Here is a 25,099-nt window from a genome sequence, read left to right as displayed (position 1 = left end):
GGCCATGTTAAGCACCCGGCGGCCGGATGGAGATGATTGCTTGGTCTTCTCCGCCGACAGGTTGGCCCTAGGAACGGTAAATGAGCGACCAGTACAAGAAACTGGCGGCGGAGCGCGCTGCCGACGATGTCACATCCGGAATGCGTCTTGGAATTGGGACCGGTTCGACCGCGGAATTCTTCGTCCATGCACTTGCCCGTCGGGTACAGGATGGCCTGGACGTTATCGGTGTGCCGACTTCGGAGCGCACGCGGGAACTGGCGTCGAGCCTCGGCATTCGCCTGACCACGCTTGATGAATTGCCGGAACTTGATCTGACCGTCGACGGAGCCGATGAACTGGACCCCCATCTGTCGCTCATCAAGGGCGGTGGAGGAGCCTTGCTGCGCGAGAAGATCGTGGCATCAGCCTCGGCCAGCATGATCGTCATTGCAGACGGCAGCAAGGAAGTTGCGACGCTTGGCCGCTTTCCCCTGCCGATCGAAGTCGTACCTTTCGGTCTGGAAGCAACGCGGCGCGCGATCCTGAAAGTGTTTGGGGATCTTGGACTGCCGTTGAACATGTCTTTGCGCGGCGGATCGGCTCAGCCTTTCGTCACGGATGGAGGTCACTTCATCCTGGATGCGCAGCTTGAAAGCATACCCGAGGTCCAGACCCTGGGCGACCGGCTGGTTGCCATTCCGGGGGTTGTCGAACACGGCCTCTTCATTGAACTTGCAACAAAAGCTTACGTGGCCGGCACAGATGGGGTAAAGACCGTCTTGCCCATCTAAGTGGTGTGGATTTGGCTTTCCAGACTAAAGATGAAAGCCGCCTAGGAGTAGAAAAATGAAGCTTATCAAATCTTTCCCGCGGGCAGCTGTATTGGGCGCAGCCATGATGGCCGCTGGTTTTGTCGCCTCGGGCGCAGCCGCACAGGATGCCGTTTCTGAAAGCCACCTTGCCGCAGCCAAGCAGGTTGCCGTTGTTACCAAGGTTCTGGAACCATTTGACGATATTCTTCCGATCCTTGCTGAACAGACCCGGACGGCTTTCATTCAGTCCGACCCGACCCGTGCGGAAGAAATCGCCGAAGTCGTTCAGAATGTCGCGCTGACGCTGGCGCCGAAGCGGACCGAGCTCAACAATCTGGTTTACAAGGCCTGGGCAGACGCCTTCACCGAAGAAGAGCTGAACCAGCTGGCTGAATTCTACAGCACGGAACTTGGCCAGAAGCTGACCGAAAAGATCCCGACCATCACGCAGTATTCCGTTGGTGCTGCCCGTGAATGGCAGGACAAGGTTTCCACCGAAATGGTGACCATGGTTCAGGAAGAACTGGCCAAGCTGAACGCAGCTCAGTAAGGGCAGGGCTCCCGCGTCGGCCATGCCGATGGCAGGGAACACGCCTTTCACACGAATAAGTGAGGCCGGGGTCATGTCCGGCTTTCGGGCCGCGCAAGCGGCCCAATTCTTTTGAAAATGGCCCGTTTTGGCTGTCCCTGATGGCCTGGCCCTACCGGGCATCCGGACTTGTACCGCAGCTTCGGTTGCCTATCTGCGGGGCTGGCAAGGCTCTGCCGGATGGCAGCCGGCGGACTTTTGATCACGATGAGGCACTGATGACCGACTACGATTACGATCTCTTTGTTATTGGCGGCGGCTCCGGCGGCGTACGCGCTGCCAGAATTGCCGCGACACACGGCGCCCGGGTCGGTATCGCCGAGGAGTACCGTTACGGCGGTACCTGCGTCATTCGCGGCTGCGTGCCCAAGAAGCTGTTTGTCTATGCCTCGAAGTTTTCCGAAGAATTCGAAGATGCGGAAGGCTTTGGCTGGACGGTCGGTGAACGCGCCTTCTCGTGGGACAAGCTTGTCGCGGCAAAGGATCAGGAAATCACGCGCCTTGAAGGCATCTACCGGCGCAATCTCGAGCGGACCGACGTGGAAGTCCACGACAGCCGCGCGGTGATCGAAGATGCCCATACAGTCCGCCTACTGTCCACCGGTCAGACCTTGAGCGCGAAATACATTCTTGTGGCCGTCGGCGCGTCTCCGAACGTGGACGAAGGTCTGCCGGGCGGTGAGCATGTCATCACCTCGAACGAAGCCTTTCACCTTGCTGAACTGCCGAGCAAGATCGTGGTTGCCGGTGGTGGTTACATCGCGGTCGAGTTTGCCGGTATCTTCAACGGCCTGGGGGTCGATACGACGCTGATCTATCGCGGAGAGGAAATTCTGCGCGGCTTCGACGGAGAGCTTCGGACCGCGGTTCGCCAGGAAATGGAGAAGAAGGGCATCAAGGTGGTGCTCAACGACACCTTCTCCAGAATCGAGAAGGCGGCAGACGGCACTCTGACAGGCCACACCAAGGGTGGGCTGGCGCTGGAAGCAGGTCAGATCATGTTCGCCATCGGCCGCAACCCGCATACCCGTGACCTCGGTCTTGAGAAGGTCGGTGTCGAGATGGATGAAGCGGGTGCGATCAAGGTTGGTGCGGACTCCCGCACCAATGTGGCATCCATCTATGCCGTTGGCGACGTCACCAACCGGGCCAACCTGACGCCGGTTGCGATCCGGGAAGGACATGCCTTTGCAGACACGGTCTTCGGCAACAAGCCCTGGACGGTCGACCACAGCCTGATCGCCACCGCCGTGTTCTCGCAGCCGGAAATGGGCACAGTCGGACTTACACAGGAAGAAGCACTGCAGCGGACGCCCAATCTTGATATCTACAAGTCCAGCTTCCGTCCGATGAAACACACCTTGTCGGGCCGCGATGAAAAGATGCTCATGAAAATGATCGTCGATGCAGACACGCAGAAAGTGCTCGGTGTCCACATCATGGGACCGGACGCCGGCGAACTGGCTCAGATCCTCGGCATCACCTTGCAGATGGGCGCGACCAAGGCCGACTTCGACAGGACGATCGCCGTTCATCCGACAGCTGCGGAAGAACTCGTCACGATGCGTGAGCCGACAGAGCGTCTGCGCGGGTAGTTCGGCTGCAATTCAGAAAGTCAGGAGCCGCTGCGGGGCAACTTGTCCCGCAGCGGCTTCATTCTGCAGGTCCCGACGCTGTCCGGCGCAGCAGCTCGTCTTCAGGGTCAGTCAACACGCCGTCCGGTCCAACTTCCAGATCGAGTGAATCGCAGTAGAAGGAATACCGGCCCCTGCCGAGTTTCTTCGACTGGTATAGCGCGGCGTCCGAACGGGTGACGAGTTGTTCGGAAGTTGTTCCGTCCTCCGGGGCGATCGCGATGCCGACACTAAGGCCGATCTGCGCAATATCGCCACTTGAGATCGGTACGGGCAATTCGCCGGCAGCAACAAGGGCCCGGCAAAGCGTGCTCAAGGTTTCCCGCACAACACTTCCACGATAGATCACCATGAATTCGTCGCCGCCGATACGGCAGACCAGACCGGGTTTGCCGACTGCTTTGCTCAGGCGCTCCGCCATGGTCTTGATGACGATATCGCCCGCGGCATGTCCGAAGGTGTCGTTCACCGCCTTGAACTTGTCCAGATCGCAGTGAATGACGGCAAAGGGCTTGTCCGGCAGGGTTTTGACCGAGGATTCCAGGACACGGTTGAACTGCAGGCGGTTAGCGAGCCCCGTTAACGTATCGTGCAGAGCCAGGTACCTGTTCTGGTGTTCGCTGGCCTGAAGCGATGTGGTCAGCTGGCCGATCCGCCAGGCAATGCCGAAGGCGAGGGCGCCAAGGGCGACACTCAGCACCACGATGACAGGGACGATGGTTGGCCAGATGGATTCGCCGACGGTCTGGCTGTCCCAGCGAAAGGTTCCGAGCGGGTCGTCATTCTGATCCTTGACAAGATGGCGCGGCCCTTTGCCGGGCACGCCTGCATTTTCCTCAAAACCGAAATTGGCGAAATTCAGCTGCGCGTTGAGCTGGCCGAGCAGGTAGGCGTCAACATAATGGGCTGACAGCAGCACGGTGGGAGGTCCGTCGGGCAAGGTCTCTTGATAGTCGTCCGGAATGATCGGCATCGCGCCAAAAATGGCCGGCTTGCCGTCGATATGGACAAAACCCATGACAGCATATTCCCCGGGATCTGCTCCTTGCAGGGACTTGTGACCGAAACCGCCAGGCACCCGCACGCGGTTTTGCAGGTAAAGCGCCTTCAGTTTTTCATGAACAATTTCAAGCTCCGGCGTTTCGGAGACGGGACGCCGGATGATATGAGTATAATCGGCGAAGGATTCAGCCAGAACGTCTCCGTTTCCGGAAATCAGCATTACCTTGCTGTGGCGATAGGTTGACCAGAGGGTGTCGAAGCTGCTTCGAACGTAGTCGGGATCGAAATTGCGCACCAGCTTGAGCACCGACTGGTCCGACGACGCGATGCCGATCTGCTCGCGAACGATGGTGCGAAGGTGATCTGCAAGCGTGCTCTGGAACAGGCGTTCCTCGTTGGCGATGGCCTGCTGCCGGGAAGCTTGAGAGGCAACGAAACCGACGAACAGCAACGAAACGGACGTCACGGCAATCAGCAATCCGGCAAGCAGGAACGCCAGCCGGGAAATATGCTGCCGGGGAATTTTCGCGGCTTGGTCGCTATATCTACGCCGAAACTCGGTCAAGTTGCGATCCCGATTGGGTCTCTTCCTGTTATTCTGAATTCTTGCCACTAAAGAGTAAAGTGATTGTATCAACGAATACCTTAACAGGAGGTGGGAGTATTAAAAAACTTGAGAGTTTTAGTGAGGTATATTCACGATGGACTCCGTGTTTTATAGTATTAATGACAATGTAATTTGATGCTTCCGGCAGTGCGCGTTAGCGCGAAGCCGGAAATGCTTGCAGGTCCATCTGCTTGCGGGCCTTGGCAGCCTCGAGACTGTGCGGGCCTGCAAATTCATAGGCATTTCGGCCTTTGTCCTTCGCCCGGTAAAGCGCCATGTCGGCCATGCGGATCAGGTCTTTCTCACTCGTGCCGGACTCTGGCGCGCTGGCAATGCCGATGCTGACACCGATGTCGACCTGCTGCCCCTCACCAATGTCTATCGGCTCGGCAATCGACCGGCGGATTTCGTCGGCCAGTGCTGCAAGCCTGTCCCTGTCTGTATGCTTGGTGAAGAGGACAATGAATTCGTCTCCTCCAATCCGGCTGACGACACCATCCTTGCCGACCAGAAGCCGCATTCGGTCGGCAACAGTACAGATGACCCGGTCACCGGCTTCATGCCCGTATGTGTCGTTCACCGGTTTGAAGCGGTCGAGATCACAGGCAAATATCGCAAATCCACGATCCGGCAGGCCTTCCAGCGAGAAAGCGAGGCAGTCGGAAAAATGATGCCGGTTCGGCAGTCCTGTCAGAGCGTCGTGTCGCGCAAAGTGGCGGTTCTTCCGTTCGCTTTCTTCAAGCGAGGCCGACAAACGGCTGATCTTCGTTGCAAGCGCGAAGGCGACGATTGCGATGATGGATGCCAACAGGACGATCAGCGGCAGGGCCATGATCCAGATTTCGCGACCGGGTTTGGAATGGTCCCATCTGAAATAGCCGAATGTGGACCCGTCTGCCGCCTGCACAAGGTAATTCGTTGGGTGCTTGCGTTCAGGTTCACCGGGAAAAAACCGGAAATCCCTGTAGCCGAGTTGTTCGTTCAGTCCGGTCAGCCAGTCCTGATCTATGTAGACGGCATTGACCAGGATTGCCGGATAGTCGCCCTCCAGCCGGACATGACCTTCATCGGGTAGAACCGGTATGGCGCTGAGGAATGCTCGGGATCCGTCGATCAGGGCAAAGGCGGATTGAGACGTTTCCAGCAACGCGGACTGCGGCATGTACCATTCGGCGAAAACCGAGTTGGAACCGTCCTGCCGCTTCCTGAAAGCCGCAGCCGTCTGTTCGGCAAGCTTCCGAACAAGATTTTCGGCCGGCAATTGCCGATTTTCAATCAGGACATCGTCCCTGATTGCCTGCGCGATCAAGGTCCCGTCCGGCATCACGACGAAAGTCCGGTCGAGGTTGAAATCTTCCCAAAGGTCGCCGATCAGTTCGTCTTCGATGAACTCGCGGTCCAGAGGGGCCTGAAGGGCGTTGAAGGTATCGTCCCACTGAGCCATCGTCACCTGGTCGCGGGCGACCTGGCGGTGGATGTCCTTCAAGGTGTTGGTCAGGCGCATCTGCTCGGCTTCAAGGGCGCGCCTGTCGGCCTCGCCCCAGGCCATGTGGGCAATGAAGGTGAGGGAAGCGGTCGACAGGAAAATCACGAGCGCGGCAAGGCTGTAGATCCACACAGTGATCCGCCGGCCGGCTTCGGGAGCCTCCAGTCCTGGGTGTGTTGCTTCAGATGTCTTTTTCTTCAAACGGAACAAGAAACCGCCATCCCCTCTTATCCGGATGCGACAGCTGTTTAGCCGAAGAACTTTAACACCGGGTGGGGGAGGCGCTTTTCCTGGGGGCTCACCTAGCGAAAACTACCGAGACACTTAACAAAGCGTTCAATTTCCTCTTCGCAATTGAACGCATGAACCGACGCCCGCACCACGGCATCAAGACCCCGGAGCGGCAAGTCGATCCGAGCTGAGCTGGCCTGGCTGACCGAAACGTTGATACCGGCTTGCCCGAGCCGAAGCTTGGTCTGTGCCGGGCTTTCACCGGCCAGCGAGAACGTGACGATGCCGCCCTTGCGCTGGCCCTTGTCGTGAAGGGTTACCTCGGGAAGTGCAGATAGCTCAGACCGGAGCTGAGCGCCAAGCCCGCAGATCCTGTTGCCGATCCGCTCCATGCCGAAGCCGATGGCATAGCTGACGGCAACACCCAGGCCGATCTGCCCCGCGACATAGCGTTCCCAGGTTTCGAAACGGCGTGCGTGGGGAACAAGTTCATAACGATCCTCGTCGATCCACTCCGTTGCCTGAAGATCGACAAACGGCGGTTCCACCTGGTCAAGGACGGCGTCACTGATATAGAGAAATCCGGTGCCGCGCGGACCGCGCAGATATTTGCGCCCGGTGCCGGACAGGATATGGCAGCCGATCTCGTCGACGTTCAGCGGGATCTGCCCTGCGGACTGACACGCGTCGAGGAGGTAGAGAACCCCCGTTTGCTGCGCGATCTCTCCAACCTCTTCAGCAGGATTGATCAGTCCGGAAAAGGTCGGGACGTGCGTTAGGGCGATGAGCCGCGTCTTCGGGCCAATCGCAGCCCTCAGGGCCTTCAGGTCGATCTGGCCGAATTCATCGTCCTCGACAATATCGATCTCGATCCCCTTGCGGCGTTTCATCTGCAGCAGGGCAACGTAGTTGGAGACATATTCGGCACGGCCGGTGACAACCCGGTCTCCTTCGCGGAAGTCGATGCCGTAAAAAGCCATGTCCCAGGCCCGGGTGGCATTTTCGATATAGGCGATTTCCTGCGGTTTGCTGCCGATCAAGGCTGCCAGAGACGTATAAAAGGTGTCCATTGCGGTCTTGGCAGCCGCCGCGGCTTCATATCCGCCGAGGGTCGCTTCAAGATCGAGATGCTGTTTAACTGCTTCAAGAACAGGCGTAGGGGCCAGCCCCGTTCCCGCATTGTTAAAGTGAATGAGCTGACGTACACCCGGAGTATCGTCCCTCATGAGGTCGATATCCTGCTGGGTAAGAGACGGAACGATCATGATACCCTCGGAAACAATCTAAGAAAAACATACAAGCACTAGACAAGCACCAGATGACGATCACATATTTTGGTTATGGTTCCCTAGTCAATATTGACACTATTCCTGCTGGCGTTGAAGTGACGCCCGGAACCCTTCACGGTTGGGTGCGGGAATGGAAGGTGTGCGGCGAGAGCCCGGACGGACAGGGGCGCTGCGCCCTGACTGTACGCGAAAAGGAAGGATCACGCATCATGGGGGTGATGGCGCGTGAACCCAAGACCCGCCTTGCCGAGCTGGAACTGCGCGAGAAACGATACCTGAAGGTCGAAGCTGTCGGCGGCGCATTTCGTTGCGACGCGTCAATGCGGCCGGGGCCCGACGAACTGTTTCTATTCAGAGCGGCGCCAGAACATTGCCGCTGGGGCACGGACAAACATCCGATCCTGCAAAGTTACCTGGATTGCGTTCTGGCCGGGTTCCACCGTTTCTGGGGCGAAGCAGGGATCGACCATTTTCTGGAAACGACTGACGGCTGGCATGTGCCTGTACTGCCGGACCGGGCAAATCCGCTCTATCCGCGCAAGATTGTGCTCGATCCGGAAGTGGCGAAGCTGATCGACAGCAAGCTGAAAGACCTCGGGGTCAACTTTCTTTCCCCGGCCACCTAGGCATTATCGAACCGTCAGCCGAGCAGCGTTTGCAGGCCGTATCCGACCGCAAAGGCAATGCCCGCGGCCAGGGTGCCGATTGCGCTTGTTTCCAGCCCGCAGGAAAACCAATGCCGCTGCGACCAGCGCGCCCTCAGGGAGCCGATGGTGAAAAAGGCGAGTATCGTGAGGATTGTCGCGGTTTCTGCACTGGCTGGCACCGGAATGACGAACGGCAGCAGTGGGATCGAGCCGAACAGAACGAAGGCGGCGAAGGTGTAAAGCGCTGCCTTCATTGGCGATCGCGCCGTGTTCGACAGACCGTATTCGGCCTGCATCATGGTTTCTATCCAGATGGATTTGTTGGAGGAAACCAGCTCGACCAGAGTTTCCAGGTCTGGTTCGTCATAACCCTTGGCGCGGAAAATCTGCCGGATTTCCTCCCGTTCGCCATCTGGTGCCACGGCGATGTGCTTTTCCTCGACCGCCTTGAGGCGCGCGTAATCTTCGATTTCGGATTTGGAACCGGTGTAGTTGGCTGCCGCCATGGAAAATCCGTCGGCAAACAGGTTGGCAGCTCCCAGGATGAGGATAATCGTCGGAGAAAGATCCGCGCCGACGGACCCTGCAACAATGGCAAAGGTGGTGACGGCGCCGTCTATGCCGCCGTAGACCCAGTCTCTCAGGTAGCTTGCGTCCGGTCCGGAAGCGAGCCGGTTCGCGATGTCATCGGGCCTGTGGCTGTGCTCCAGACGAGGTGTCGGCATGAGGTCATCCTGTGTGGTTTCACGCACGATGCATCCCTGGATCACCACCCGCAATGATCCGCCTCAAAGGCGAGGATTTCGTGTCTACGCAGAAGTGGCGAAAATGATCCTTGAAACAGGGTATATTTTGGGGGATTGCCCTGTGGCCTTGGCGGCCCATGAAGTGTATAAGGCCGCACGTTTGCCTTCAATTGGCAGGCCCAAACGAACGAAAATGTCGCGGACCGCGTGATCTAGGGTGTGAAACGAACCTGCGGGTCCAGTGAGGAGTAGGAAGTATGGCGGAGAAGTGGAGCCCGGACAGCTGGAGATCGAAGCCGATCTTGCAGGTTCCGGAATACCCGGATCAAGAGGCTTTGGCGGATGTTGAACAGCGCCTGTCGACTTATCCGCCGCTGGTTTTTGCAGGTGAGGCACGTGCGCTGAAAAGCCAGCTGGCAAATGTCGCGCAGGGCAACGGTTTTCTGCTCCAGGGCGGTGACTGCGCCGAAAGCTTTGCCGAGCATCACCCCGACCACATCCGTGATTTCTTCCGCGTCTTCCTGCAAATGGCCGTCGTGCTGACTTATGCCGCCAGCCAGCCGGTTGTGAAAGTCGGCCGGATCGCCGGTCAGTTCGCCAAGCCGCGTTCTTCCAATTTCGAGAAGAAGGGTGACGTCGAGCTGCCGAGCTACCGCGGCGACATCATCAACGACATCAATTTCACACCGGAAAGCCGTATCCCGGATCCGGGCCGCATGGCCATGGCTTATCGCCAGTCGGCAGCCACGCTGAACCTTTTGCGCGCTTTCGCGCAGGGTGGTTTCGCAAACCTCGACCAGGTTCATCGCTGGATGCTCGGCTTCATTTCCGATAGCCCGCAAGGCCATCGCTACAAGGAACTGGCGGACCGCATTTCGGAGTCGCTGAACTTCATGAAGGCTTGCGGCATCAACGCCGATAGCGTTCCGCAGCTTCGGTCGACCGATTTCTTCACCAGCCATGAAGCTCTGCTGCTTGGCTACGAAGAAGCCCTGACGCGCGTCGATTCCACCTCGGGTGACTGGTATGCGACCTCCGGCCACATGATCTGGATCGGCGACCGGACACGTCAGCCGGACCATGCCCATGTGGAATTCTTCCGCGGTATCAAGAACCCGATCGGCCTCAAGTGTGGCCCGTCCATGTCACCGGATGGCCTGCTGGAGTTGATCGACATCCTGAACCCGGAAAACGAACCGGGCCGCTTGACGCTGATCGCCCGCTTCGGCGCCGACAAGGTGTTCGACCACCTGCCGCAGCTCGTTCGCGCCGTCGAGCGGGAAGGCAAGACGGTTGTCTGGTCCTGCGATCCGATGCATGGCAACACCATTTCCGCTGGCGGTTACAAGACCCGTCCGTTCGATCGGATCCTGAAAGAAGTTGAAGCCTTCTTTGCGGTTCATCGGGCGGAAGGCACGCATGCCGGTGGTGTTCACATCGAAATGACCGGCCGGAATGTGACCGAGTGCACGGGCGGGGCGCGGGCCCTGACCGAAGACCAGCTCGGCGACCGTTACCACACCCATTGCGATCCGCGCCTCAATGCGGATCAGGCGCTGGAGCTTGCATTCCTGATCGCGGAAAACCTGAAGAAGGAACGCGACGGTCGGCAGGTCGAGCCGCTTGCGGCAAGCGCATAAAGAGAATTGCCTCTTCCGTTACGTTATCTGAAAGGGCGGCATTTGCCGCCCTTTTGCGTTTTTTCCGGAATTTTCCGGATGAACGTGCCCTGAGGTAAGCCTCGCTTAACGCTCGACGCGCATACCTTCTTCTCAGGGAAACGGGTGTAGTGGGGAGTTTGAGTTGTGCGCGATAAGTGGGATCTGACGAAGGTTTCCTGCCTGGTTGCGGAAGACAATCCCCATATGCGCTCGATCCTCCGCTCCGTGCTGGCGGGTTTCGGCATCCGTTCGGCCTATGAAGCCAGTGATGGTGCGGAAGCCCTGGAAATGGTCGTCGACCGCAAGCCGGACATTGTGCTTTGCGACTGGGTGATGAGCCCCTTTGGCGGCAATGAATTTCTTCGCATCCTTCGTGCCGACAGGGACCTTGTGATCAGCACCACGCCGGTTCTGATCGTGACTGCCCATGCCAAGCGCGCGACAATCCTTGAAGGCATCGAGATCGGTATTCACGGGTTCGTCGCCAAACCGATAGCTCCTGCAATATTATACCGTCACATCGGCGAAATCCTTGAACGGCAGGAGATGCATGGGCGCTCGAAAGGTCTTCTGGGCCCCGGGCATCAGCAGCCGCTGCGCAAACTGAATGTTACGGACATCTCGTCCACGGCAGTATCGGAACCTTCAGCCGATCAAGCCGGGCTCGCCTTGCTCTGACGCTGCCTTCGGGCATGGTCCGTCACGACCGGGCTTTTGACAGGTGGCCGGCAAATCTACTTCTGGACGTATGCAAATTCAGATTGGACGTTCGCCGATCTAGCGGCTACACCAGAAAGCAATGTCACTTCCTGGTAATTTTCCGATGATTTCAGACCGTTTCAGACTGGCTGTCGCGCAGCTAAACCCGACTGTTGGCGATGTGGCCGGCAACGCAGAGCTCGTTCGCAAGGCCCGTCAGGAAGCCGCATCTCAAGGGGCAGACCTTGTCTTGACCTCCGAACTGATGCTCGCCGGGTACTTGCCGGAAGACCTTGTTCTGAAACCGGCTTTCGTCAGGCGCTGCATGGAGGCGGCCGAAACCCTTGCCGGTGAAACCGCAGATGGCGGTCCGGGCATCGTGCTGGGGTCTCCATGGCGTAGCGAGGAAGGCAAAGTCTATAACGCCGCCCTGCTGCTGGACCAGGGTGAGATCAAGGCCGTTCGCTACAAGTACGACCTGCCAAACTATAGCGTCTTTGACGAAAAGCGGGTTTTTGCTGCCGGCCCGTTGCCCGGACCTGTCGACTTCCGCGGGGTGCGCATCGGCTTGCCGATCTGCGAGGACATCTGGAACGACGAGGTTTGCGAGTGTCTGGAGGAAACCGGCGCGGAGCTGTTGCTGGTTCCCAATGGCTCTCCCTACTGGGAACACCGGGCGGAGCACCGTCTGCAGGTTGTTGTTTCGCGTGTGGTCCAGACCGGATTGCCGCTGATCTACTGCAACCAGCTTGGCGGGCAGGACGAGCTTGTTTTCGACGGCGGTTCTTTCGCGCTTCTTGCCGATCGCTCGCTGGCATTCCAGATGCCCCAGTTTGAAGCAGCTCTCGGTATCAGTGACTGGAAGCGCGAGGGCGAGACCTGGGTTTGCGAGAACGGCACTTTTGCAAGGCTTCCGGAACTCGATGAGGCGAATTGGCGTGCCTGCGTCATGGGCCTTGGAGACTACGTCACCAAGAATGGCTTTCCGGGGGTCGTACTGGGTCTTTCCGGTGGTATCGACTCGGCCATCTGCGCGGCAATGGCGGTTGATGCGCTCGGTGCCGACAAGGTCCATGCGATCATGTTGCCCTATCGCTATACCTCGGAGGAAAGCATCACCGATGCGGCCGCCTGCGCCAACGCGCTGGGTATCCGCTATGACACCGTGCCCATTTCCGAACCGGTTGAAGGCTTCAGATCGGCACTGAGCGATCTGTTTGCCGGCACGAACGAAGACACGACCGAAGAAAACCTTCAATCGCGCGCGCGTGGTGTCATCCTGATGGCGGTGTCCAACAAGTTCGGGCGGATGGTCATGACCACCGGCAACAAGTCGGAAATGTCGGTCGGCTACGCCACGCTTTATGGCGACATGAACGGTGGCTACAATCCGATCAAGGATCTCTACAAGACGCAGGTCTATCATCTGGCCGCATGGCGCAATGCCAACTTGCCGGAAGGGCTGCTTGGTCCGGGGGGAGAGGTTATCCCGTCCAATATCATCACCAAGGTGCCGACTGCCGAACTGCGTGAAAACCAGACAGACCAGGATTCCCTGCCGCCTTACGATGTTCTCGACGACATCCTGGAATGTCTGGTGGAAGACGAGATGTCGGTGGGCGACATTGAAAAACGCGGTCACGACCGGGCACTGATCCACCGGATCGAACATCTTCTTTATATTGCCGAATACAAACGCCGGCAGGCGCCTCCAGGGGTGAAGATCACCGAGCGCAACTTCGGCAAGGACCGGCGATATCCCATCACCAACAGGTTCCGCGATCGCTCTTGAGGGGCAGTGCCTTGAAAGGCGTCTGCCTGGCGGATGTTTCGCAGAATCTGATCGTTTGAATTTGAACGGGCGTGGCAGAAAGCTATCGCCTCATCCTTCGAGACAGCGCTACACGCTTCCGTAGGGTGGGTTGTTTTGTGGATCGTCAGTCGTTTGTTGAAAGTGGGCTTTTGCCTCGATGACCTATTTCTCGTTCCTGCGTGAAAACGCCCGCTGGCTTGCCGCCAGTTACCTGCTCGCGGTCTTTTCCGGCTTCGGGCAGACGTTTTTCATCTCGCTCTCGGCGGGGGACCTCAGGGCGGAGTTTGGTCTCAGTCACGGTGATATTGGCCTGCTTTACATGGTGGCGACCCTCGGCAGCGCACTGACCCTGCCTTATGTCGGTCGCAGCCTTGATCACTTCCCGGTACAGAAGATCGCAGCGGTGGTGATGACAGGTCTCGCCCTGTTCTGCCTGGCGATGGCCAACACGTTTTCCGTATGGATGGTCGGACTTGCCTTTTATGGCCTCCGGCTGTGCGGGCAGGGCATGATGACCCACACGTCGGTGACCGCTGCCGGACGATGGTTCACCGCACAGCGGGGCCGGGCGGTGTCGATCGCCGTTCTCGGTTTTCCGACGGCAGAAGCCCTGTTTCCGCTGTGCTTCGTCGTCCTGGCCAATGCCTTCGGATGGCGCGGTGCCTGGACGGTATCGGCCATCGTGCTGGCTGTTGTCGCCTTGCCGGTCTTGTTGACGCTCCTGGCAAAGGACCGCATCCCTTCCGCGCTCGAAACTGCCTCTGCCAAACCGGAAGGCCGCCAGTGGACGCGGGGGGAAGCGCTTCGCGATGTCCGCTTCTGGCTGGTCAACTGCGGTGTCAACGCGCCGGCCTTTATCGGAACGGCAATCTTCTTCCACCAGGTCTATCTGGTGGAACTGAGGGGGTGGACGCTGGAGCTGTTTGCAAGCGCCTTTTTGCTGATGGCATCCGGGGTGGTCTGTGCTTCCCTGGTGATAGGTCCGTTGATCGACCGGTTTTCCGCGCGTCAGTTGCTGCCTTTCACCCTTGTTCCCCTGACACTGGCCTGTTTCGTGCTCGCCAATTTCCACGCGCCAGCAGCCGCTTTCGTTTTCATGCTTCTTGTCGGCATCTCGAACGGTTTCAACAGCACGCTGGTGGGCGCGCTTTGGCCGGAGGTTTACGGCACGCGGCACATGGGGGCCATTCGGTCTGTGGCGTTTTCGGTGATGGTGTTTGCTTCCGCGGCAGGTCCGGGTCTCGTCGGCTGGCTGATCGACAAAGGCGTCTCGTTCGACCTGCAGGTCATGGCAATGGGGGGCTACTGCCTCGTTTTCTGCGGTGTGCTCGGGTTCGTGTCACGCACCTACCGGTCTTCCGAACATTCTTCGTAAGGTCCGGTAGTTTGGGGTTGCCGTCCGGTTCAACCCCGGCTAACTCATCGCCATGACCGTCACTGTTCGCTTCGCGCCGTCGCCGACCGGCCACATCCACATCGGCAACATCCGTCCTGCGCTCTACAACTGGCTTTTTGCCAAGAAGATGGGCGGCAGGTTCATTCTGCGTTTCGATGACACGGACCTCGTCCGCTCGAAGCAGGAATATGCCGATTCCATCGAGACCGACCTTCACTGGCTCGGGATCGAGCCGGACCTGAAGGAGCGGCAGTCGGACCGGATCGCCAACTACGATGCAGCGGCGCAGAAGCTGAAAGATGCGGGCCTTCTTTACCCGTGTTACGAAACGCCGGATGAACTGGAACGCCGCCGGTCGCGCCAGCGAGCGCTCGGCAGGCCTCCGGTCTACGACCGTGCAGGCCTGAAGCAGACCGCGGAAGAGCGAGCGGCATTCGAAGCCGAAGGCCGCAAGCCGCATTGGCGCTTTGTCCTGCCGAACCACGATGGCGACCCGTTTGAAACCAGACGCACGGATGTCGCCTGGTCGGATCTGTGCCGCGGCGACCAGACGATCGATCTGGCCTCCATGTCCGATCCGGTTCTGATCCGTGCGGACGGTTCGTACCTCTACACCTTCACCTCAATTGTCGATGACATCGACATGGATGTGACCCACATCATCCGCGGCGAAGATCACGTCTCCAACACAGGCGTCCAGATTGCCATCTTCGAGGCGATGGGGGCAAAGCCGCCGGTATTCGGTCATCACAACCTCCTGACGACGATCGATGGCGAAGGCCTTTCGAAGCGCAAGGGGGCATTGTCCATAGGTTCGCTGCGCGAGGCCGGGCTTGAGCCAATGGCGGTCGCTTCCCTGGCCGTTTTGACCGGGACCAGTCAGGCGGTCGAGCCGGTTGCGTCCATGGATGCCCTGATCGAGAAATTCGACCTGACCAGTGTTTCGCGGTCCTCCGCAAAGTTCGATCCGGAAGAGCTGAAGTCCCTCAACGCGCGCCTCGTACATGATCTGCCCTTCGAGGCGGTGGAGAGCCGTCTTGCAGCGATGGGCATCAGTGGGGGGGCTGATTTTTGGGATACCGTGCGTGGCAACTGTGAAACAGTTGACGACGCGCGTGCCTATTGGCAGGTCGTCACGGGGCCCGTGGAAAGCCGTATCGAGGACGAAGACCAGGAATTCGTTTCAGGCGCAAAGGCCTTGCTGCCCGAAGGCGACATCACGCTGGAGACCTGGGGAGAGTGGACGTCTGCTCTGAAGGCTGAAACCGGCCGTAAGGGTCGTGGCCTGTTCATGCCGTTGCGCAGGGTGCTGACCGGGATGGATCACGGTCCGGACATGAAGGCCTTGCTGCCGCTTATTGGGCGACAAAATATTCTGGACCGACTACCCTGACAGGGGCCTTTCGGTCCGGCGCTGCGCTAAAACCGTCGTCTTCTGCCTTGAACACAGGTGAAAAAGCCGCCAGTTCCTCGTCGTCTGCATCCTTGGGAGAATGGATCGACAGGACCGGGAAACCGTCCTTGAATCCGGAACTTGAAGCAACCTTGTCCTCGTCGCGCTCAAGTCGCGTCGCGGCGAGATCAAGCCGTGCCGACACGTCGAAGCCCTTTTCCATGTTCATGAGCGTGTCGGGATCTTCAAAGCGCGGAAGCTGCGTTCTGGTCAGCGGGGTTCTGGCCAGCGGAGAGGGAAGGTCTTCTTCGTGTTCGTATGTTCCACCGCGGCTCGGTTGAAGTGTCCGCCTGGGAAGGCCGGCGCTGATGTCGGTGAAGAATACCCTGTTCCCCGAACCGGTGCTGAGATCCGTCCAGGCCGACTGCGCCTTCGATTGCCGGGTTGCACGGCAACTGCAGCCTTCAACGAATTCGCTCTTGTAGCGATAGGCGAAGGGCTGTTCGGAGTAGAGGTTGCCGGCAAGAGACATCATCTGGGCCTGGTCGCCACCCGGGTTGCGATAGACGTATAGTTCGGTTTCCGCAGCCGGACAGATTTCCGAACATCTTGCTTCGTCATTGGCAAACTGGCTCTTGCCCGTCGAAAAACTCACGGGGAAGAAATAGCCGTCGCAGGTTCTGACACATACGGTCCGGAACGCGCCACCGGAAGGCAGGGAATATCGCTTGGTTTCGCTGCGCGCTTGCCGGCGCACCGAAGCGATTTCTCGGTCGCCCGTCGTTACGGAGGCAAGTTCGACGCGCGGCTGCGGGTTGAAGATGCGGGCCAGAAGAGATTGCGGCTTGTCCTCACCTCTGGCGTTTTGTTGGCGTGCTTCGCGGGTCGGGGCATCACATTTCTGTTTTGCCAGCGAGGCCCGGATCTGCCTTACACGTTTTGCATTCTTCGACGATCCGCCACCGGATTTCGCAAGCTGACGTTCAATCGCAGAGAGGTTGGCCTTCATGCGCTTGATCTTGTCATTGAGACCGCTGCATTTGGGGGATGCGTTTGAAGCGCAGCCGAAGTAGTTTGCATCCCGTTCTGCGGCATTGATGGCCTTTTGCTGCTGGGACTTGGCGGTGGTCCATTTCTGGGCTGCGGGAGACTGTGCCGTCGAACGCGATTCCAGCCGCTGCAGTTCGGCTTTCAGGCTGGAGCAGGTGGCCGCGCTCGCGGTATGTGCGCACAGCACAAGTCCGGCACCAAACGCGACAGCGCGTGCCATTACCTTGGACCCGGCAGACCAGCTACGTCTCATCACCCATCCCCTACAGCGTTTTTGCCACGCCGTATCGGTCTTCAACCGACCTCGGCACTATCGCTGCTGGACCTATCAATAGCAATGAAAGCTCTCACGTTAGGTTAATGGCGGAGCGGCAGGACCACGCAGGTTTTCAGTCGCTTTCCCCGGATCGGGTGGCCTGGTGCAGACGGTCGAAAATCTCGTCCAGGACCGACTTCTGTTCCTCTGTCAGGGCGTCTTCCAGACTCTTGCTGTAGGCGAGGGCTTGAGGGACAATTTCTTCGTACATGGCATTGCCCTGGTCAGAAAGGCACAGGGTCTGTTCCCGCTGATCGTCCCTGTTCTTGTCGCGCACAATAAGGTCGCGCTTTTCCAGGGCGGCGACAGCCCGGCTGACCTTGGTCTTGTGCATGGAGGTTGCCTGGCTGATATCTCGTGCGGTCATGGCCTTGTATTCGCCAAGAGTGGCAAGCACTCGCCATTCGGGAATCCCGATACCGTAGGTGTCGGCATAAATCCTGGAAAAGGACCTGCTGACGGTCTCGGCCAGATGGTTGAGCCTGTAAGGCAGGAATGCGCTCAGCTTCAGGACAGGTTTGGAACGTACCTTGCCTGGGGAAACAGTGGATTTGGACCCTTGCTGATCGGACATGGATAAGTCGACGCCTTGGAGATTCGTTAAGCCTGATTGAGCAGGCAGATGAACAATGCCGTTATCCGGCCATTTTCTGTGACTAGCAAGTATATCCGGTTGAATAACACCGGAAAGACACCCCGGGCAGCTACGAAAAAGTAGCAGGATTGAAAGCAAGTATGGCGAAGAGCTTTGTCAGGTGCAGTCAAAATACGGCGAAAGAGCGGACCTATCTGTTGATAAAGAGAGAATAGTTAAGGAATTGGCGCGTGAAAAATTGCGAATCAGACACCGAAACTGAGACGCTTCAGTCAACAGGAAAAAGCGCGGCAAAGTTCGCGCAGGCCGAAACAGGCAGTCAGACATCTGGCAGGAAAGCGAGACCGTTATGGTAGAGATGACAAACAGGTCCGAAGCCGTTCCGGGTGAAAACGAACGGTTCGAAGAGCTTGGACGCGGCTGTTATGCCTATAGCGCGGATGGTTGTTCCAACACCGGTGTGGTTATCGGCGAAAAAGGTGTTCTGATTGTCGATGCCCAGGCAACGCCGGCCCTTGCGGAAAAGGTTCTGCAGAAGGTTCGCGAGCTCACGGACAAGCCGATCAAACAGGTCGTTCTGACGCACTTCCATTCAGACAACACACTTGGTGCCCTGGCATTCGAACCGGGCGAGGTCATTGCTTCCGATCTGACCAGGCGGATGATGGAAACGCGCGGCGTCGAGGAAATCCGTGTGGCCCGGGAGCGGGATGCGGCACTGTTCGCCGGACTACCCGGCAACACCGGTGTAAGCATGCCGTCCATGACCATTGCATCTTCAATGACCATCGACCTGGGCGGGCTGGACGTCCGGCTGATGCATCTGGGCCGCGCCCATACAATGGGCGATCTGGTCGTGTGGGTTCCGCAAAGTGGCGTGATCTTCGCGGGAGATCTGGTTCAGAAAGCCGCTGTTCCTTATTGCGGAGATGCCCATCTGGCCGACTGGCCGCGCGCGCTCGACCGCATCACGGCGTTCCGTCCGACTGCGCTGATGCCGGGACGCGGGAAATCCGCCATCGGTGCGCAAGCCGTGGCAACGGCTGTTGAAACCACCCGTGATTTCGTCGTCACCTTGCGGGACGCGGCAGCTGCATGTGTCGAGCAGAGCCTTGGTCTGAAGGATACTTTCCAGGCTGTTCGTGACGCACTTGCTGCCCGTTTCGGCTCGAAGGCCGACTTTGAATTTCATCTGCCCATAAGCGTTGCCCGGGCCTATGACGAAGCTCTTGGCCTCGACCAGCCCCAGATATGGACACGGGAACGGATTGCCGATCTTTACGATGCGCTGGACGGAACAGCCGGCCTGAGTGAGGGGACACCGGAGCAGGTTGCTGCGGAAATGGCTGTCGCCGATGCACCCGCAGCGGAAGTCTCGGAAGAGGCTTCGGCAAATGGCGGAGAAGCACAAGCATCCGATCTCGTCTCGGACAGCGATTTTGCTGCCTCGCTTGCACTCGGCTCTGAAGAGGAGCAGCCGGAAGGCGGCGAAGACATGGATCTATCGGCCGAAGACATAGTCGAGGACGAAAAGCCGTCAGATACGCCGGCTCCCGAAGATAAGGCGGCCGCGGACAAGGTTCTTGAAGACGCCCGCTAACATCGCGTCGAAAACCCGGTAACATGAAGTTATGAGGCGCGCGCCTGATGGGCGCGCGCTTTGTTTTTCGTCTGACGCTTGATCGCGCTTTCGTGATCCCCACATGTTGGGCGGTTGAAAATCTGGAGGATTTCTAATGCGTTTTCTGGTCGCCGCCGCTCTTGGCGCATCTTTGCTGCTGCAAGGCGTGGGCGCTGCTCTTGCGGCGGATGAGCCTGATCTGATCTTCAAGAAATCAACCGTCTGGAAGTTCCTGACGCCCGACCACAAGTTGGCGACCTACGCCATAGACGACCCGATTGTTGACGGTGTCTCCTGCCACTTCACCGTTCCGGAGAAAGGTGGCGTTTCCGGTTGGCTCGGCGTTGCGGAAGAAGTCTCTGACGTATCGTTGGCGTGCCGTCAGGTTGGCCCGGTCACCATCAAAGAGAACTTCGAACAGGGCGAGGAAATGTTCCGCCAGCGCCGCTCGTTCATGTTCAAGAAAATGCGGATCGTCCGTGGCTGCGATGCCAAGCGAAACGTTCTTGTCTATCTGGTCTATTCCGACAAGCTGATTGAAGGCAGTCCTAAAAACTCGACCTCAACCGTGCCGTTGATGCCCTGGGGAGATCAGCAGCCTCCGAAATGCGGTGATTTCGTCCAGGACTGAGGCCAACTGGTTTTTGTTGTTCGGGCGTCAGGCGGCCAAGGGAGCAGTGTGCATTTCCAGCACCTTTCTGTAGGCAGGTCTTTCCCGAACAGCCCTGCAAAGCTCACCGACGTGTGGATTGGCCTCAAACAAGGCCTGACGGTCCGCAGACCATTCGCTCAGCATCGCCAGATAGATGTCCAGTGCGGTGAAGCCACGTTCCAGGAAATAGGGACTGCCGGCAATAGCACCGTCCATGACAGCGAAAAACTCCGCTAGATGGCTTTCCGCACGCCGCCGGACACTCTCATTGGCCTCGGCATCGGTCGTGAATTGTTCGGGATGCCAGGCGCGCGAAAAAATCGGGTAACCGTTCGCGGCCATGGATGTCAGCCAGAACAGAAACTCCGGCCTGTCGGGATCGTCCGGCGCGGGGACAAGGTCGGAGCTTGCATGCGCTTCGCCGAGGACAAGCATTATTGCGGAACTTTCGCCAATGACCTTGCCATCCGGCAACCGGAGCGCTGGAATGCGCATGACGGGGTTTAGTGACCGGTACGCTTCCTGCCGATGATCGCCTGCCGTCATGTCAACATGAACAAGACAATGACTGACATCCAGTTCTTCAAGCATGACTTGTGGTGCGATGGCGCCGGACAAACGTTCCCAGAAGAGGGTGTAGGGAGCGAGCATGTTCACGCCCCTTTACAGTTTTCAGTGGTCGGATCGATTTCGCACGTCACTTCGGTGATGCTGTTGGCTGGAAAACCGCTGCGACGGGCGTGTTCAAGGATCGTGGTTTCGTCCTTTGCCAGATAAATGCAGAAGGTCTTGTCCCCGGCAACGTAGGAATGTTGCCACTGTATGAATGGCGCCAATTCTGCCAGTGCTTCATTGGATTTCCGTGAGGCTGCTGCGAGATCCTGGGTACTCATGTTGCCGGCACCGGGAATGTCGCGTTCGATAACGTACTTCTTCATCCTGGTAGTCCTTCCGTGGAAGATGGGGCGAAACTTTTTCTTCCCTCGTGACAATGTCAGTCGGATTACAGATGACAGGATCGCTCCGATTTTCCGTAAGGTCAGCTCATTTTGTCTCGCTACGTGAAAAGAAAATCTTTAGTACTAGGCGTATGAAAGTATCGCATTTGAACGCATTACGAGCTTTCGAGGCCGTGCTGAGGACAGGAACGTTCCGGGCCGCGGCGGAAGAACTTGGCGTCACAACAGCAGCGGTCGGCCAGCAGATCAGGGGACTTGAGGCCTATCTGGGCAGAACCTTGTTTTTGCGCAGTTCGACAGGGGCCAAGCCGACGGATGAAGCACTGCGCGTCAAGGATCGACTAACAGGCGGCTTTTCCATTCTCGATGATGTCTTGATGGAAATGAGACGAGTGCGCACAGCCAACCAGGTTTCTGTAACGCTTCCTGAATCCTTCGCCGAAAATTGGTTTACGCCGCGTATTTCGGATTTCTATCGTCTCAATCCTGCGGTTGATCTCAGGCTCAATGCATCAAACAAGCGGATCGATCTTGCTGCCGACGGCTTCGATTTCGCAATTCGCTACAGTCCGCCACCCGAGTCGGGACTGGATGCGATCGATCTCTTCGGCGACTATGTTGTCCCGGTTTGCACGCCGCAGTTCGCGGACCATTATGGTGTTTCGCAAGAGCTGAAAAGCCTGGCTAAAGTGCCTCTTGTGCATCTGGACAACAGGACACCTGATCCCAAATGGGCAAGCTGGCATGACTGGTCGCTAGCCTTCAGCGTCACTACGGGCAAAAAGGTTTCAGGGGTACGCTTTTCAAGGATCAGTTCGGGAATGCAAGCAGCCCTGTCCGGCCAGGGCCTTGTGCTTTGCGGTGTCACGGAAGCGTTTGACGCCCTGGTTGGCGGGCACTTGATAATGCCCTTTGGTCCCGCCAAACATGTTCAGACAGGCTATCGTTACCGGCTCCTGTCGATAAGTGGCCGTGTAATGCGGCCGCAGCAAAGGCGGTTCTGCGATTGGGCTATCGAGCGGGCAGCTGCGTTCCGGGAAGAAGTCAGAGATTTGCTGGAGCTGAAAGAAGCCTGACCTTGCGGATCAGTCCGCGTCCAGCGCTTCCAGCTGCTTTGGGCCGGGCAGTTCGGCATCCGCGCAAAAGTTCTTGTAAAGCACGGACATGATGTCCCTGACCGGTTCGCTTGCGAGCCGGTAATAGATGGTCGTGCCTTCGCGACGGGTCGAGACGAGACCCTGCGCACGCAGAAGGGCGAGTTGTTGCGAGACGGTCGGCATGCGCATGCCGGTTTTTTCCGCAAGTTCGCCAACACTGCGTTCGTTGTCGAGGACAAGACACATCAACAGCAATCGCGGCGCGGATGCCATCATCTTTAAGAATTCCGCCGCAGATTCTGCTTTATCTTCAAGTGCTTTGTAGTCCATGGGACAACCTTGCCAAACATCGGAGTAAACTGCAAGCAAAGAGGCTGGAATGTCCTGTGCGCGACCAATCTCAGACAAGATTCCCACTCTTTTCAAGTGGAAACAACTTTGAAGGTACACGCGCTTTCAGGTGAACGTTCACCGGTTCCCGCAATGCCTGCGAGCGCGCTTTTATATCCGACTGGCCACCGTGACAATGATATTCCCGTTGCCGCAGCCGGTGCCGGTGGTCAGGCACATGCCTTTTTGCTGGGCTTCCTGGCCAAACGCCTTGGTGCCGTCGGTGATTGCGATGATGGCTGCAAACGGGCCACCCAGGATGAGGGCCAGGAAGAAAATGACGAAGAGGCGGTTCAGCATGGGTAACTCCAGATGGCAATCCGTTTCGATTGACTGGAGATTAGTGGGGCCGGCTTGAACCCATGCTGAGTGCCGCATTCAGCTACCGTTCAGATATCTAAACGGAAGTAAAGTTTAATTAAAACAGTGTGTTATGCCTCTAGAGGTTCTCTGTCATTGCGCTGCGAAGCGCTTCCAGCAGCACCTTGTCGCGGTCGTAGATGTCTTTTCTGAAATGTGTTGATCCGTCCTTGTTCATCCACGCGGTCAGGTAGGTGAGGTGCACGTCGATTTCGACCTTGGTTTTGACGACCGTACGCTCGCCGCTGTCGCGAATGGCTTCCCATTTTCCCGGAGTGGTGTCGGAATCGACCAGAAGAACATCCGCCAGGGCAAAAGGATCCGATACGCGAATGCAGCCGTGGCTGAAGGCGCGCTCCGCTCTGGTGAACAGGGATTTCGACGGGGTGTCGTGAATGTAGATGTTGAACTGGTTTGGGAACATGAACTTGATGCGACCAAGCGCATTGTCCTCACCCGGGTCCTGGCGCAGCCGGAACGGGAAGTTGCCACCGGAATAGCTGTTCCAGGCAACCTGCGTCGGCGCGACCTCGTTGCCTTCCTGGAAGATCCGGATGCTCTTGCTGCTGAGCGCCGTGGGGTTCTGCTTGAGTTTCGGCAGATACTCCTTTGTCGCGATAGAGTAGGGCACGTTCCAGTAGGGGTTGATTTCCACATATTCCAGCCGGTCGGAAAACACTGGCGTTGCGTGGTAGGGCTTGCCCACCACGACCCGCGCCGTGTGAATGGTCTTTCCGTCCCGCACCACCTTCAGGTTCTGGTCTGCCAGATTGACGAAGACGTAGAACTGTCCCGGATCATCCGGCATCCAGCGCCGCCGCTCCATGTTGAGCTCCATCTGGATGAGCTTGTCCTGGATCGGAATGTTGAGCTGGGCAATTGTCGCCTTGCCGATGACACCGTCGGTTTCAAGGCCGTGGTACTCCTGGAACAGCTTGACGGCTTCCACCAGGGCGCCGTCATAGACATCACCGGTGTGATCTCCGGCAACGACAATGTCTTCTTCCATGAGCCGGGTTCGCAAAACCTCCAGGCGCGGATCGCTCATCCCCGGTTTCAGAACGTCACCATCCGGAACCTGGGTAAAGCCGCCGGCAGCGGCCTTCTCCCGGTATTGGGCAAGGCGCCGTTTCAGGCGGGCATAATTGTCGGTTTGGGGTGCGAGGCTTTCCAGAAAGGCCCCGAAGTCCACGGCCTGTTCGGCATTTTCAAAAAGCATTTTCGGATCAGGCCGATCCGGAAAGACGTTCAGCGCCTTGTTGACCTTGTTGGGTTGAACGCGGCCGGAGGAGAGGTGGGTCGCATAGCGCAGGAACTGCACGGACAGGTCCAGATCGAACTGGGCCCACTCCTGCTCGCTCTGGGAAGTTTCCGAACGCTTTATGAAGCCAAGGGGATCGTAATTGTTGGGATTGAGTGCGTGGTCGTTCGCCGCCGCCATGGCGGCAATGGTCAGATGAGCATCTTCCGTGAGGCCATTCTCGTTGAACCAGACCGGCGCGAACGCGCGTTCGCCATAATAGAGCGCAAGACCTTCGGGCAGGTTGGTAGAAACTTGCGCCTGAATGGCCCTGGCGATCGGCGTCTGCGGTTCCTTGAAAACAGGGGGCGGAACGACCTGGGTCTCGCTGGTCGCCGGTGCCGCGGTTTGTGCCTGGACAAATGGTGCCGCAAGTGGTCCGGACAAAAACGCCGCCAGCGCGAAAAGAAGACCAAGATGTTTGTTACGGCACGTGCAAAATATTCCCATCGGAAATACCCCCTCTGATTCCCAACGGGGAAAGTCTAGTGCATCTTGCGCATAATTGAACTGCGTTAAGCTTCCTTGCCAATGCAAAGCCGATCCCGTTTGTTGCCGCGACAGGAAAAGCGCGCGATCCGATATCGCCCGTGGGAGTGACGCGTTGCGGCCACAAGGCACGGAAATTGGCGTTTCGGCGGCAACTGCAGCCTTGACCGGGTTCTGTTTTCCGGTCCATAAAACGCTCCATGATGACGGCCACACGGAACATCATTTCGATCACCATTATTTGCAGCTAGCGACACCGCTGGCTGTGGCCGTTCCCTCTTGG

At 58.1% G+C, this 25,099-nt stretch carries 23 protein-coding genes; 12 read left to right on the top strand and 11 right to left on the bottom strand.

The window, feature by feature from the left end; translation table 11 throughout:
* Nucleotides 1–80 precede the first annotated feature (80 nt).
* The 3 genes from rpiA (at nucleotide 81) to gor (ending at nucleotide 2,978) form a co-directional block, all read left to right on the top strand.
* The gene (gene rpiA, locus FIV03_RS23420) at nucleotides 81–773 is read left to right on the top strand and encodes a ribose-5-phosphate isomerase RpiA (RefSeq protein WP_152511159.1); all 693 of its coding nucleotides are present in this window, start codon (nucleotides 81–83) and stop codon (nucleotides 771–773) included.
* Nucleotides 774–828: 55 nt separating this feature from the next.
* Nucleotides 829–1,344, top strand: coding sequence for a DUF2059 domain-containing protein (locus FIV03_RS23415; RefSeq protein WP_031270696.1), 516 nt, complete (start codon nucleotides 829–831; stop codon nucleotides 1,342–1,344).
* 257 nt (nucleotides 1,345–1,601) lie between these two features.
* Complete coding sequence (gor, locus tag FIV03_RS23410) at nucleotides 1,602–2,978, top strand: glutathione-disulfide reductase (protein ID WP_152511158.1); 1,377 nt, start codon at nucleotides 1,602–1,604, stop codon at nucleotides 2,976–2,978.
* A gap of 58 nt (nucleotides 2,979–3,036) precedes the next feature.
* Here gor and FIV03_RS23405 read toward each other — a convergent pair whose 3' ends face one another.
* From FIV03_RS23405 to FIV03_RS23395, 3 genes are all read right to left on the bottom strand, one after another.
* The gene (locus FIV03_RS23405) at nucleotides 3,037–4,584 is read right to left on the bottom strand and encodes a diguanylate cyclase (RefSeq protein WP_209009768.1); all 1,548 of its coding nucleotides are present in this window, start codon (nucleotides 4,582–4,584) and stop codon (nucleotides 3,037–3,039) included.
* Nucleotides 4,585–4,780: 196 nt separating this feature from the next.
* Nucleotides 4,781–6,322, bottom strand: coding sequence for a diguanylate cyclase (locus FIV03_RS23400; RefSeq protein WP_152511157.1), 1,542 nt, complete (start codon nucleotides 6,320–6,322; stop codon nucleotides 4,781–4,783).
* Nucleotides 6,323–6,414: 92 nt separating this feature from the next.
* Nucleotides 6,415–7,608 carry an aminotransferase class V-fold PLP-dependent enzyme gene (locus FIV03_RS23395; RefSeq protein WP_152511156.1) on the bottom strand — a complete coding sequence of 398 codons (1,194 nt, stop codon included), beginning with the start codon at nucleotides 7,606–7,608 and terminating at the stop codon, nucleotides 6,415–6,417.
* A gap of 119 nt (nucleotides 7,609–7,727) precedes the next feature.
* On the opposite strand from FIV03_RS23395, the gene FIV03_RS23390 reads away from it, so the two are divergent.
* Entirely contained in the window at nucleotides 7,728–8,258 is a 531-nt protein-coding gene (locus tag FIV03_RS23390) for a hypothetical protein (RefSeq protein ID WP_209010551.1), read from the top strand.
* Between the two features lie 14 nt (nucleotides 8,259–8,272).
* On the opposite strand, the gene FIV03_RS23385 is transcribed toward FIV03_RS23390, so the two are convergent.
* Entirely contained in the window at nucleotides 8,273–9,031 is a 759-nt protein-coding gene (locus tag FIV03_RS23385) for a VIT1/CCC1 transporter family protein (RefSeq protein ID WP_286202225.1), read from the bottom strand.
* A gap of 251 nt (nucleotides 9,032–9,282) precedes the next feature.
* Between FIV03_RS23385 and FIV03_RS23380 the strand changes: the two genes are divergently transcribed.
* The 5 genes from FIV03_RS23380 (at nucleotide 9,283) to gltX (ending at nucleotide 15,987) form a co-directional block, all read left to right on the top strand.
* Nucleotides 9,283–10,665 (top strand): class II 3-deoxy-7-phosphoheptulonate synthase, encoded by a 1,383-nt coding sequence (locus FIV03_RS23380; protein WP_023003903.1) that lies wholly within the window; start codon nucleotides 9,283–9,285, stop codon nucleotides 10,663–10,665.
* Between the two features lie 165 nt (nucleotides 10,666–10,830).
* Complete coding sequence (locus FIV03_RS23375; protein WP_209009767.1) at nucleotides 10,831–11,364, top strand: response regulator; 534 nt, start codon at nucleotides 10,831–10,833, stop codon at nucleotides 11,362–11,364.
* A 145-nt stretch (nucleotides 11,365–11,509) separates the two neighbouring features.
* Nucleotides 11,510–13,177, top strand: coding sequence for an NAD+ synthase (locus FIV03_RS23370; protein WP_152511154.1), 1,668 nt, complete (start codon nucleotides 11,510–11,512; stop codon nucleotides 13,175–13,177).
* A 178-nt stretch (nucleotides 13,178–13,355) separates the two neighbouring features.
* Nucleotides 13,356–14,573, top strand: a complete 1,218-nt coding sequence (locus tag FIV03_RS23365; RefSeq protein ID WP_075281526.1) for an MFS transporter — start codon at nucleotides 13,356–13,358, stop codon at nucleotides 14,571–14,573.
* 52 nt (nucleotides 14,574–14,625) lie between these two features.
* Nucleotides 14,626–15,987 (top strand): glutamate--tRNA ligase, encoded by a 1,362-nt coding sequence (gene gltX, locus FIV03_RS23360; RefSeq protein ID WP_152511153.1) that lies wholly within the window; start codon nucleotides 14,626–14,628, stop codon nucleotides 15,985–15,987.
* On the opposite strand, the gene FIV03_RS23355 is transcribed toward gltX, so the two are convergent.
* Both FIV03_RS23355 and FIV03_RS23350 read right to left on the bottom strand, forming a co-directional pair.
* Complete coding sequence (locus FIV03_RS23355) at nucleotides 15,950–17,290, bottom strand: DUF2865 domain-containing protein (RefSeq protein WP_152511152.1); 1,341 nt, start codon at nucleotides 17,288–17,290, stop codon at nucleotides 15,950–15,952. The two genes, gltX and FIV03_RS23355, sit on opposite strands and share 38 nt — an antisense overlap.
* Nucleotides 17,291–17,426: 136 nt before the next feature.
* Nucleotides 17,427–17,927: a MarR family winged helix-turn-helix transcriptional regulator gene (locus tag FIV03_RS23350; protein WP_152511151.1), complete on the bottom strand. Its 501-nt coding sequence runs from the start codon at nucleotides 17,925–17,927 to the stop codon at nucleotides 17,427–17,429.
* A 370-nt stretch (nucleotides 17,928–18,297) separates the two neighbouring features.
* Between FIV03_RS23350 and FIV03_RS23345 the strand changes: the two genes are divergently transcribed.
* Both FIV03_RS23345 and FIV03_RS23340 read left to right on the top strand, forming a co-directional pair.
* Nucleotides 18,298–19,548, top strand: coding sequence for an MBL fold metallo-hydrolase (locus FIV03_RS23345; RefSeq protein WP_209009766.1), 1,251 nt, complete (start codon nucleotides 18,298–18,300; stop codon nucleotides 19,546–19,548).
* 136 nt (nucleotides 19,549–19,684) lie between these two features.
* The gene (locus FIV03_RS23340; protein WP_023003912.1) at nucleotides 19,685–20,200 is read left to right on the top strand and encodes a CreA family protein; all 516 of its coding nucleotides are present in this window, start codon (nucleotides 19,685–19,687) and stop codon (nucleotides 20,198–20,200) included.
* A gap of 27 nt (nucleotides 20,201–20,227) precedes the next feature.
* On the opposite strand, the gene FIV03_RS23335 is transcribed toward FIV03_RS23340, so the two are convergent.
* Together FIV03_RS23335 and FIV03_RS23330 are read right to left on the bottom strand one after the other, a co-directional pair.
* Nucleotides 20,228–20,872, bottom strand: coding sequence for a glutathione S-transferase family protein (locus tag FIV03_RS23335; protein WP_152511150.1), 645 nt, complete (start codon nucleotides 20,870–20,872; stop codon nucleotides 20,228–20,230).
* Between the two features lie 2 nt (nucleotides 20,873–20,874).
* Nucleotides 20,875–21,159 (bottom strand): DUF4242 domain-containing protein, encoded by a 285-nt coding sequence (locus FIV03_RS23330; protein WP_152511149.1) that lies wholly within the window; start codon nucleotides 21,157–21,159, stop codon nucleotides 20,875–20,877.
* A gap of 71 nt (nucleotides 21,160–21,230) precedes the next feature.
* On the opposite strand from FIV03_RS23330, the gene FIV03_RS23325 reads away from it, so the two are divergent.
* Nucleotides 21,231–22,256 carry a LysR substrate-binding domain-containing protein gene (locus FIV03_RS23325; RefSeq protein WP_173013921.1) on the top strand — a complete coding sequence of 342 codons (1,026 nt, stop codon included), beginning with the start codon at nucleotides 21,231–21,233 and terminating at the stop codon, nucleotides 22,254–22,256.
* 9 nt (nucleotides 22,257–22,265) lie between these two features.
* Here FIV03_RS23325 and FIV03_RS23320 read toward each other — a convergent pair whose 3' ends face one another.
* From FIV03_RS23320 to FIV03_RS23310, 3 genes are all read right to left on the bottom strand, one after another.
* Complete coding sequence (locus FIV03_RS23320) at nucleotides 22,266–22,553, bottom strand: metalloregulator ArsR/SmtB family transcription factor (protein ID WP_353622180.1); 288 nt, start codon at nucleotides 22,551–22,553, stop codon at nucleotides 22,266–22,268.
* 225 nt (nucleotides 22,554–22,778) lie between these two features.
* Nucleotides 22,779–22,967, bottom strand: coding sequence for a hypothetical protein (locus FIV03_RS23315; RefSeq protein ID WP_023003917.1), 189 nt, complete (start codon nucleotides 22,965–22,967; stop codon nucleotides 22,779–22,781).
* A gap of 139 nt (nucleotides 22,968–23,106) precedes the next feature.
* Nucleotides 23,107–24,714, bottom strand: a complete 1,608-nt coding sequence (locus FIV03_RS23310) for a L,D-transpeptidase family protein (protein WP_152511147.1) — start codon at nucleotides 24,712–24,714, stop codon at nucleotides 23,107–23,109.
* Nucleotides 24,715–25,099: the final 385 nt, after the last annotated feature.

Source organism: Labrenzia sp. THAF187b (assembly GCF_009363375.1).
GTDB lineage: Bacteria > Pseudomonadota > Alphaproteobacteria > Rhizobiales > Stappiaceae > Roseibium > Roseibium algicola.
Note: the sequence above shows the minus strand (reverse complement) of the source record. Positions and strands in the feature narration are given on the sequence as shown.

What these genes read in the sequence shown, in the direction of transcription:
- FIV03_RS23355 (WP_152511152.1), bottom strand. Translation starts at nt 17,290, where the DNA reads ATGAGACGTAGCTGGTCTGCCGGGTCCAAGGTAATGGCACGCGCTGTC.
- FIV03_RS23320 (WP_353622180.1), bottom strand. Translation starts at nt 22,553, where the DNA reads ATGATGGCATCCGCGCCGCGATTGCTGTTGATGTGTCTTGTCCTCGAC.
- FIV03_RS23340 (WP_023003912.1), top strand. Translation starts at nt 19,685, where the DNA reads ATGCGTTTTCTGGTCGCCGCCGCTCTTGGCGCATCTTTGCTGCTGCAA.
- gltX (WP_152511153.1), top strand. Translation starts at nt 14,626, where the DNA reads ATGACCGTCACTGTTCGCTTCGCGCCGTCGCCGACCGGCCACATCCAC.
- FIV03_RS23315 (WP_023003917.1), bottom strand. Translation starts at nt 22,967, where the DNA reads ATGCTGAACCGCCTCTTCGTCATTTTCTTCCTGGCCCTCATCCTGGGT.
- FIV03_RS23365 (WP_075281526.1), top strand. Translation starts at nt 13,356, where the DNA reads ATGACCTATTTCTCGTTCCTGCGTGAAAACGCCCGCTGGCTTGCCGCC.
- FIV03_RS23395 (WP_152511156.1), bottom strand. Translation starts at nt 7,608, where the DNA reads ATGATCGTTCCGTCTCTTACCCAGCAGGATATCGACCTCATGAGGGAC.
- FIV03_RS23380 (WP_023003903.1), top strand. Translation starts at nt 9,283, where the DNA reads ATGGCGGAGAAGTGGAGCCCGGACAGCTGGAGATCGAAGCCGATCTTG.
- FIV03_RS23325 (WP_173013921.1), top strand. Translation starts at nt 21,231, where the DNA reads ATGACAGGATCGCTCCGATTTTCCGTAAGGTCAGCTCATTTTGTCTCG.
- FIV03_RS23335 (WP_152511150.1), bottom strand. Translation starts at nt 20,872, where the DNA reads ATGCTCGCTCCCTACACCCTCTTCTGGGAACGTTTGTCCGGCGCCATC.
- FIV03_RS23370 (WP_152511154.1), top strand. Translation starts at nt 11,510, where the DNA reads ATGATTTCAGACCGTTTCAGACTGGCTGTCGCGCAGCTAAACCCGACT.
- gor (WP_152511158.1), top strand. Translation starts at nt 1,602, where the DNA reads ATGACCGACTACGATTACGATCTCTTTGTTATTGGCGGCGGCTCCGGC.
- FIV03_RS23415 (WP_031270696.1), top strand. Translation starts at nt 829, where the DNA reads ATGAAGCTTATCAAATCTTTCCCGCGGGCAGCTGTATTGGGCGCAGCC.
- FIV03_RS23350 (WP_152511151.1), bottom strand. Translation starts at nt 17,927, where the DNA reads ATGTCCGATCAGCAAGGGTCCAAATCCACTGTTTCCCCAGGCAAGGTA.
- FIV03_RS23345 (WP_209009766.1), top strand. Translation starts at nt 18,298, where the DNA reads ATGGTAGAGATGACAAACAGGTCCGAAGCCGTTCCGGGTGAAAACGAA.
- rpiA (WP_152511159.1), top strand. Translation starts at nt 81, where the DNA reads ATGAGCGACCAGTACAAGAAACTGGCGGCGGAGCGCGCTGCCGACGAT.
- FIV03_RS23330 (WP_152511149.1), bottom strand. Translation starts at nt 21,159, where the DNA reads ATGAAGAAGTACGTTATCGAACGCGACATTCCCGGTGCCGGCAACATG.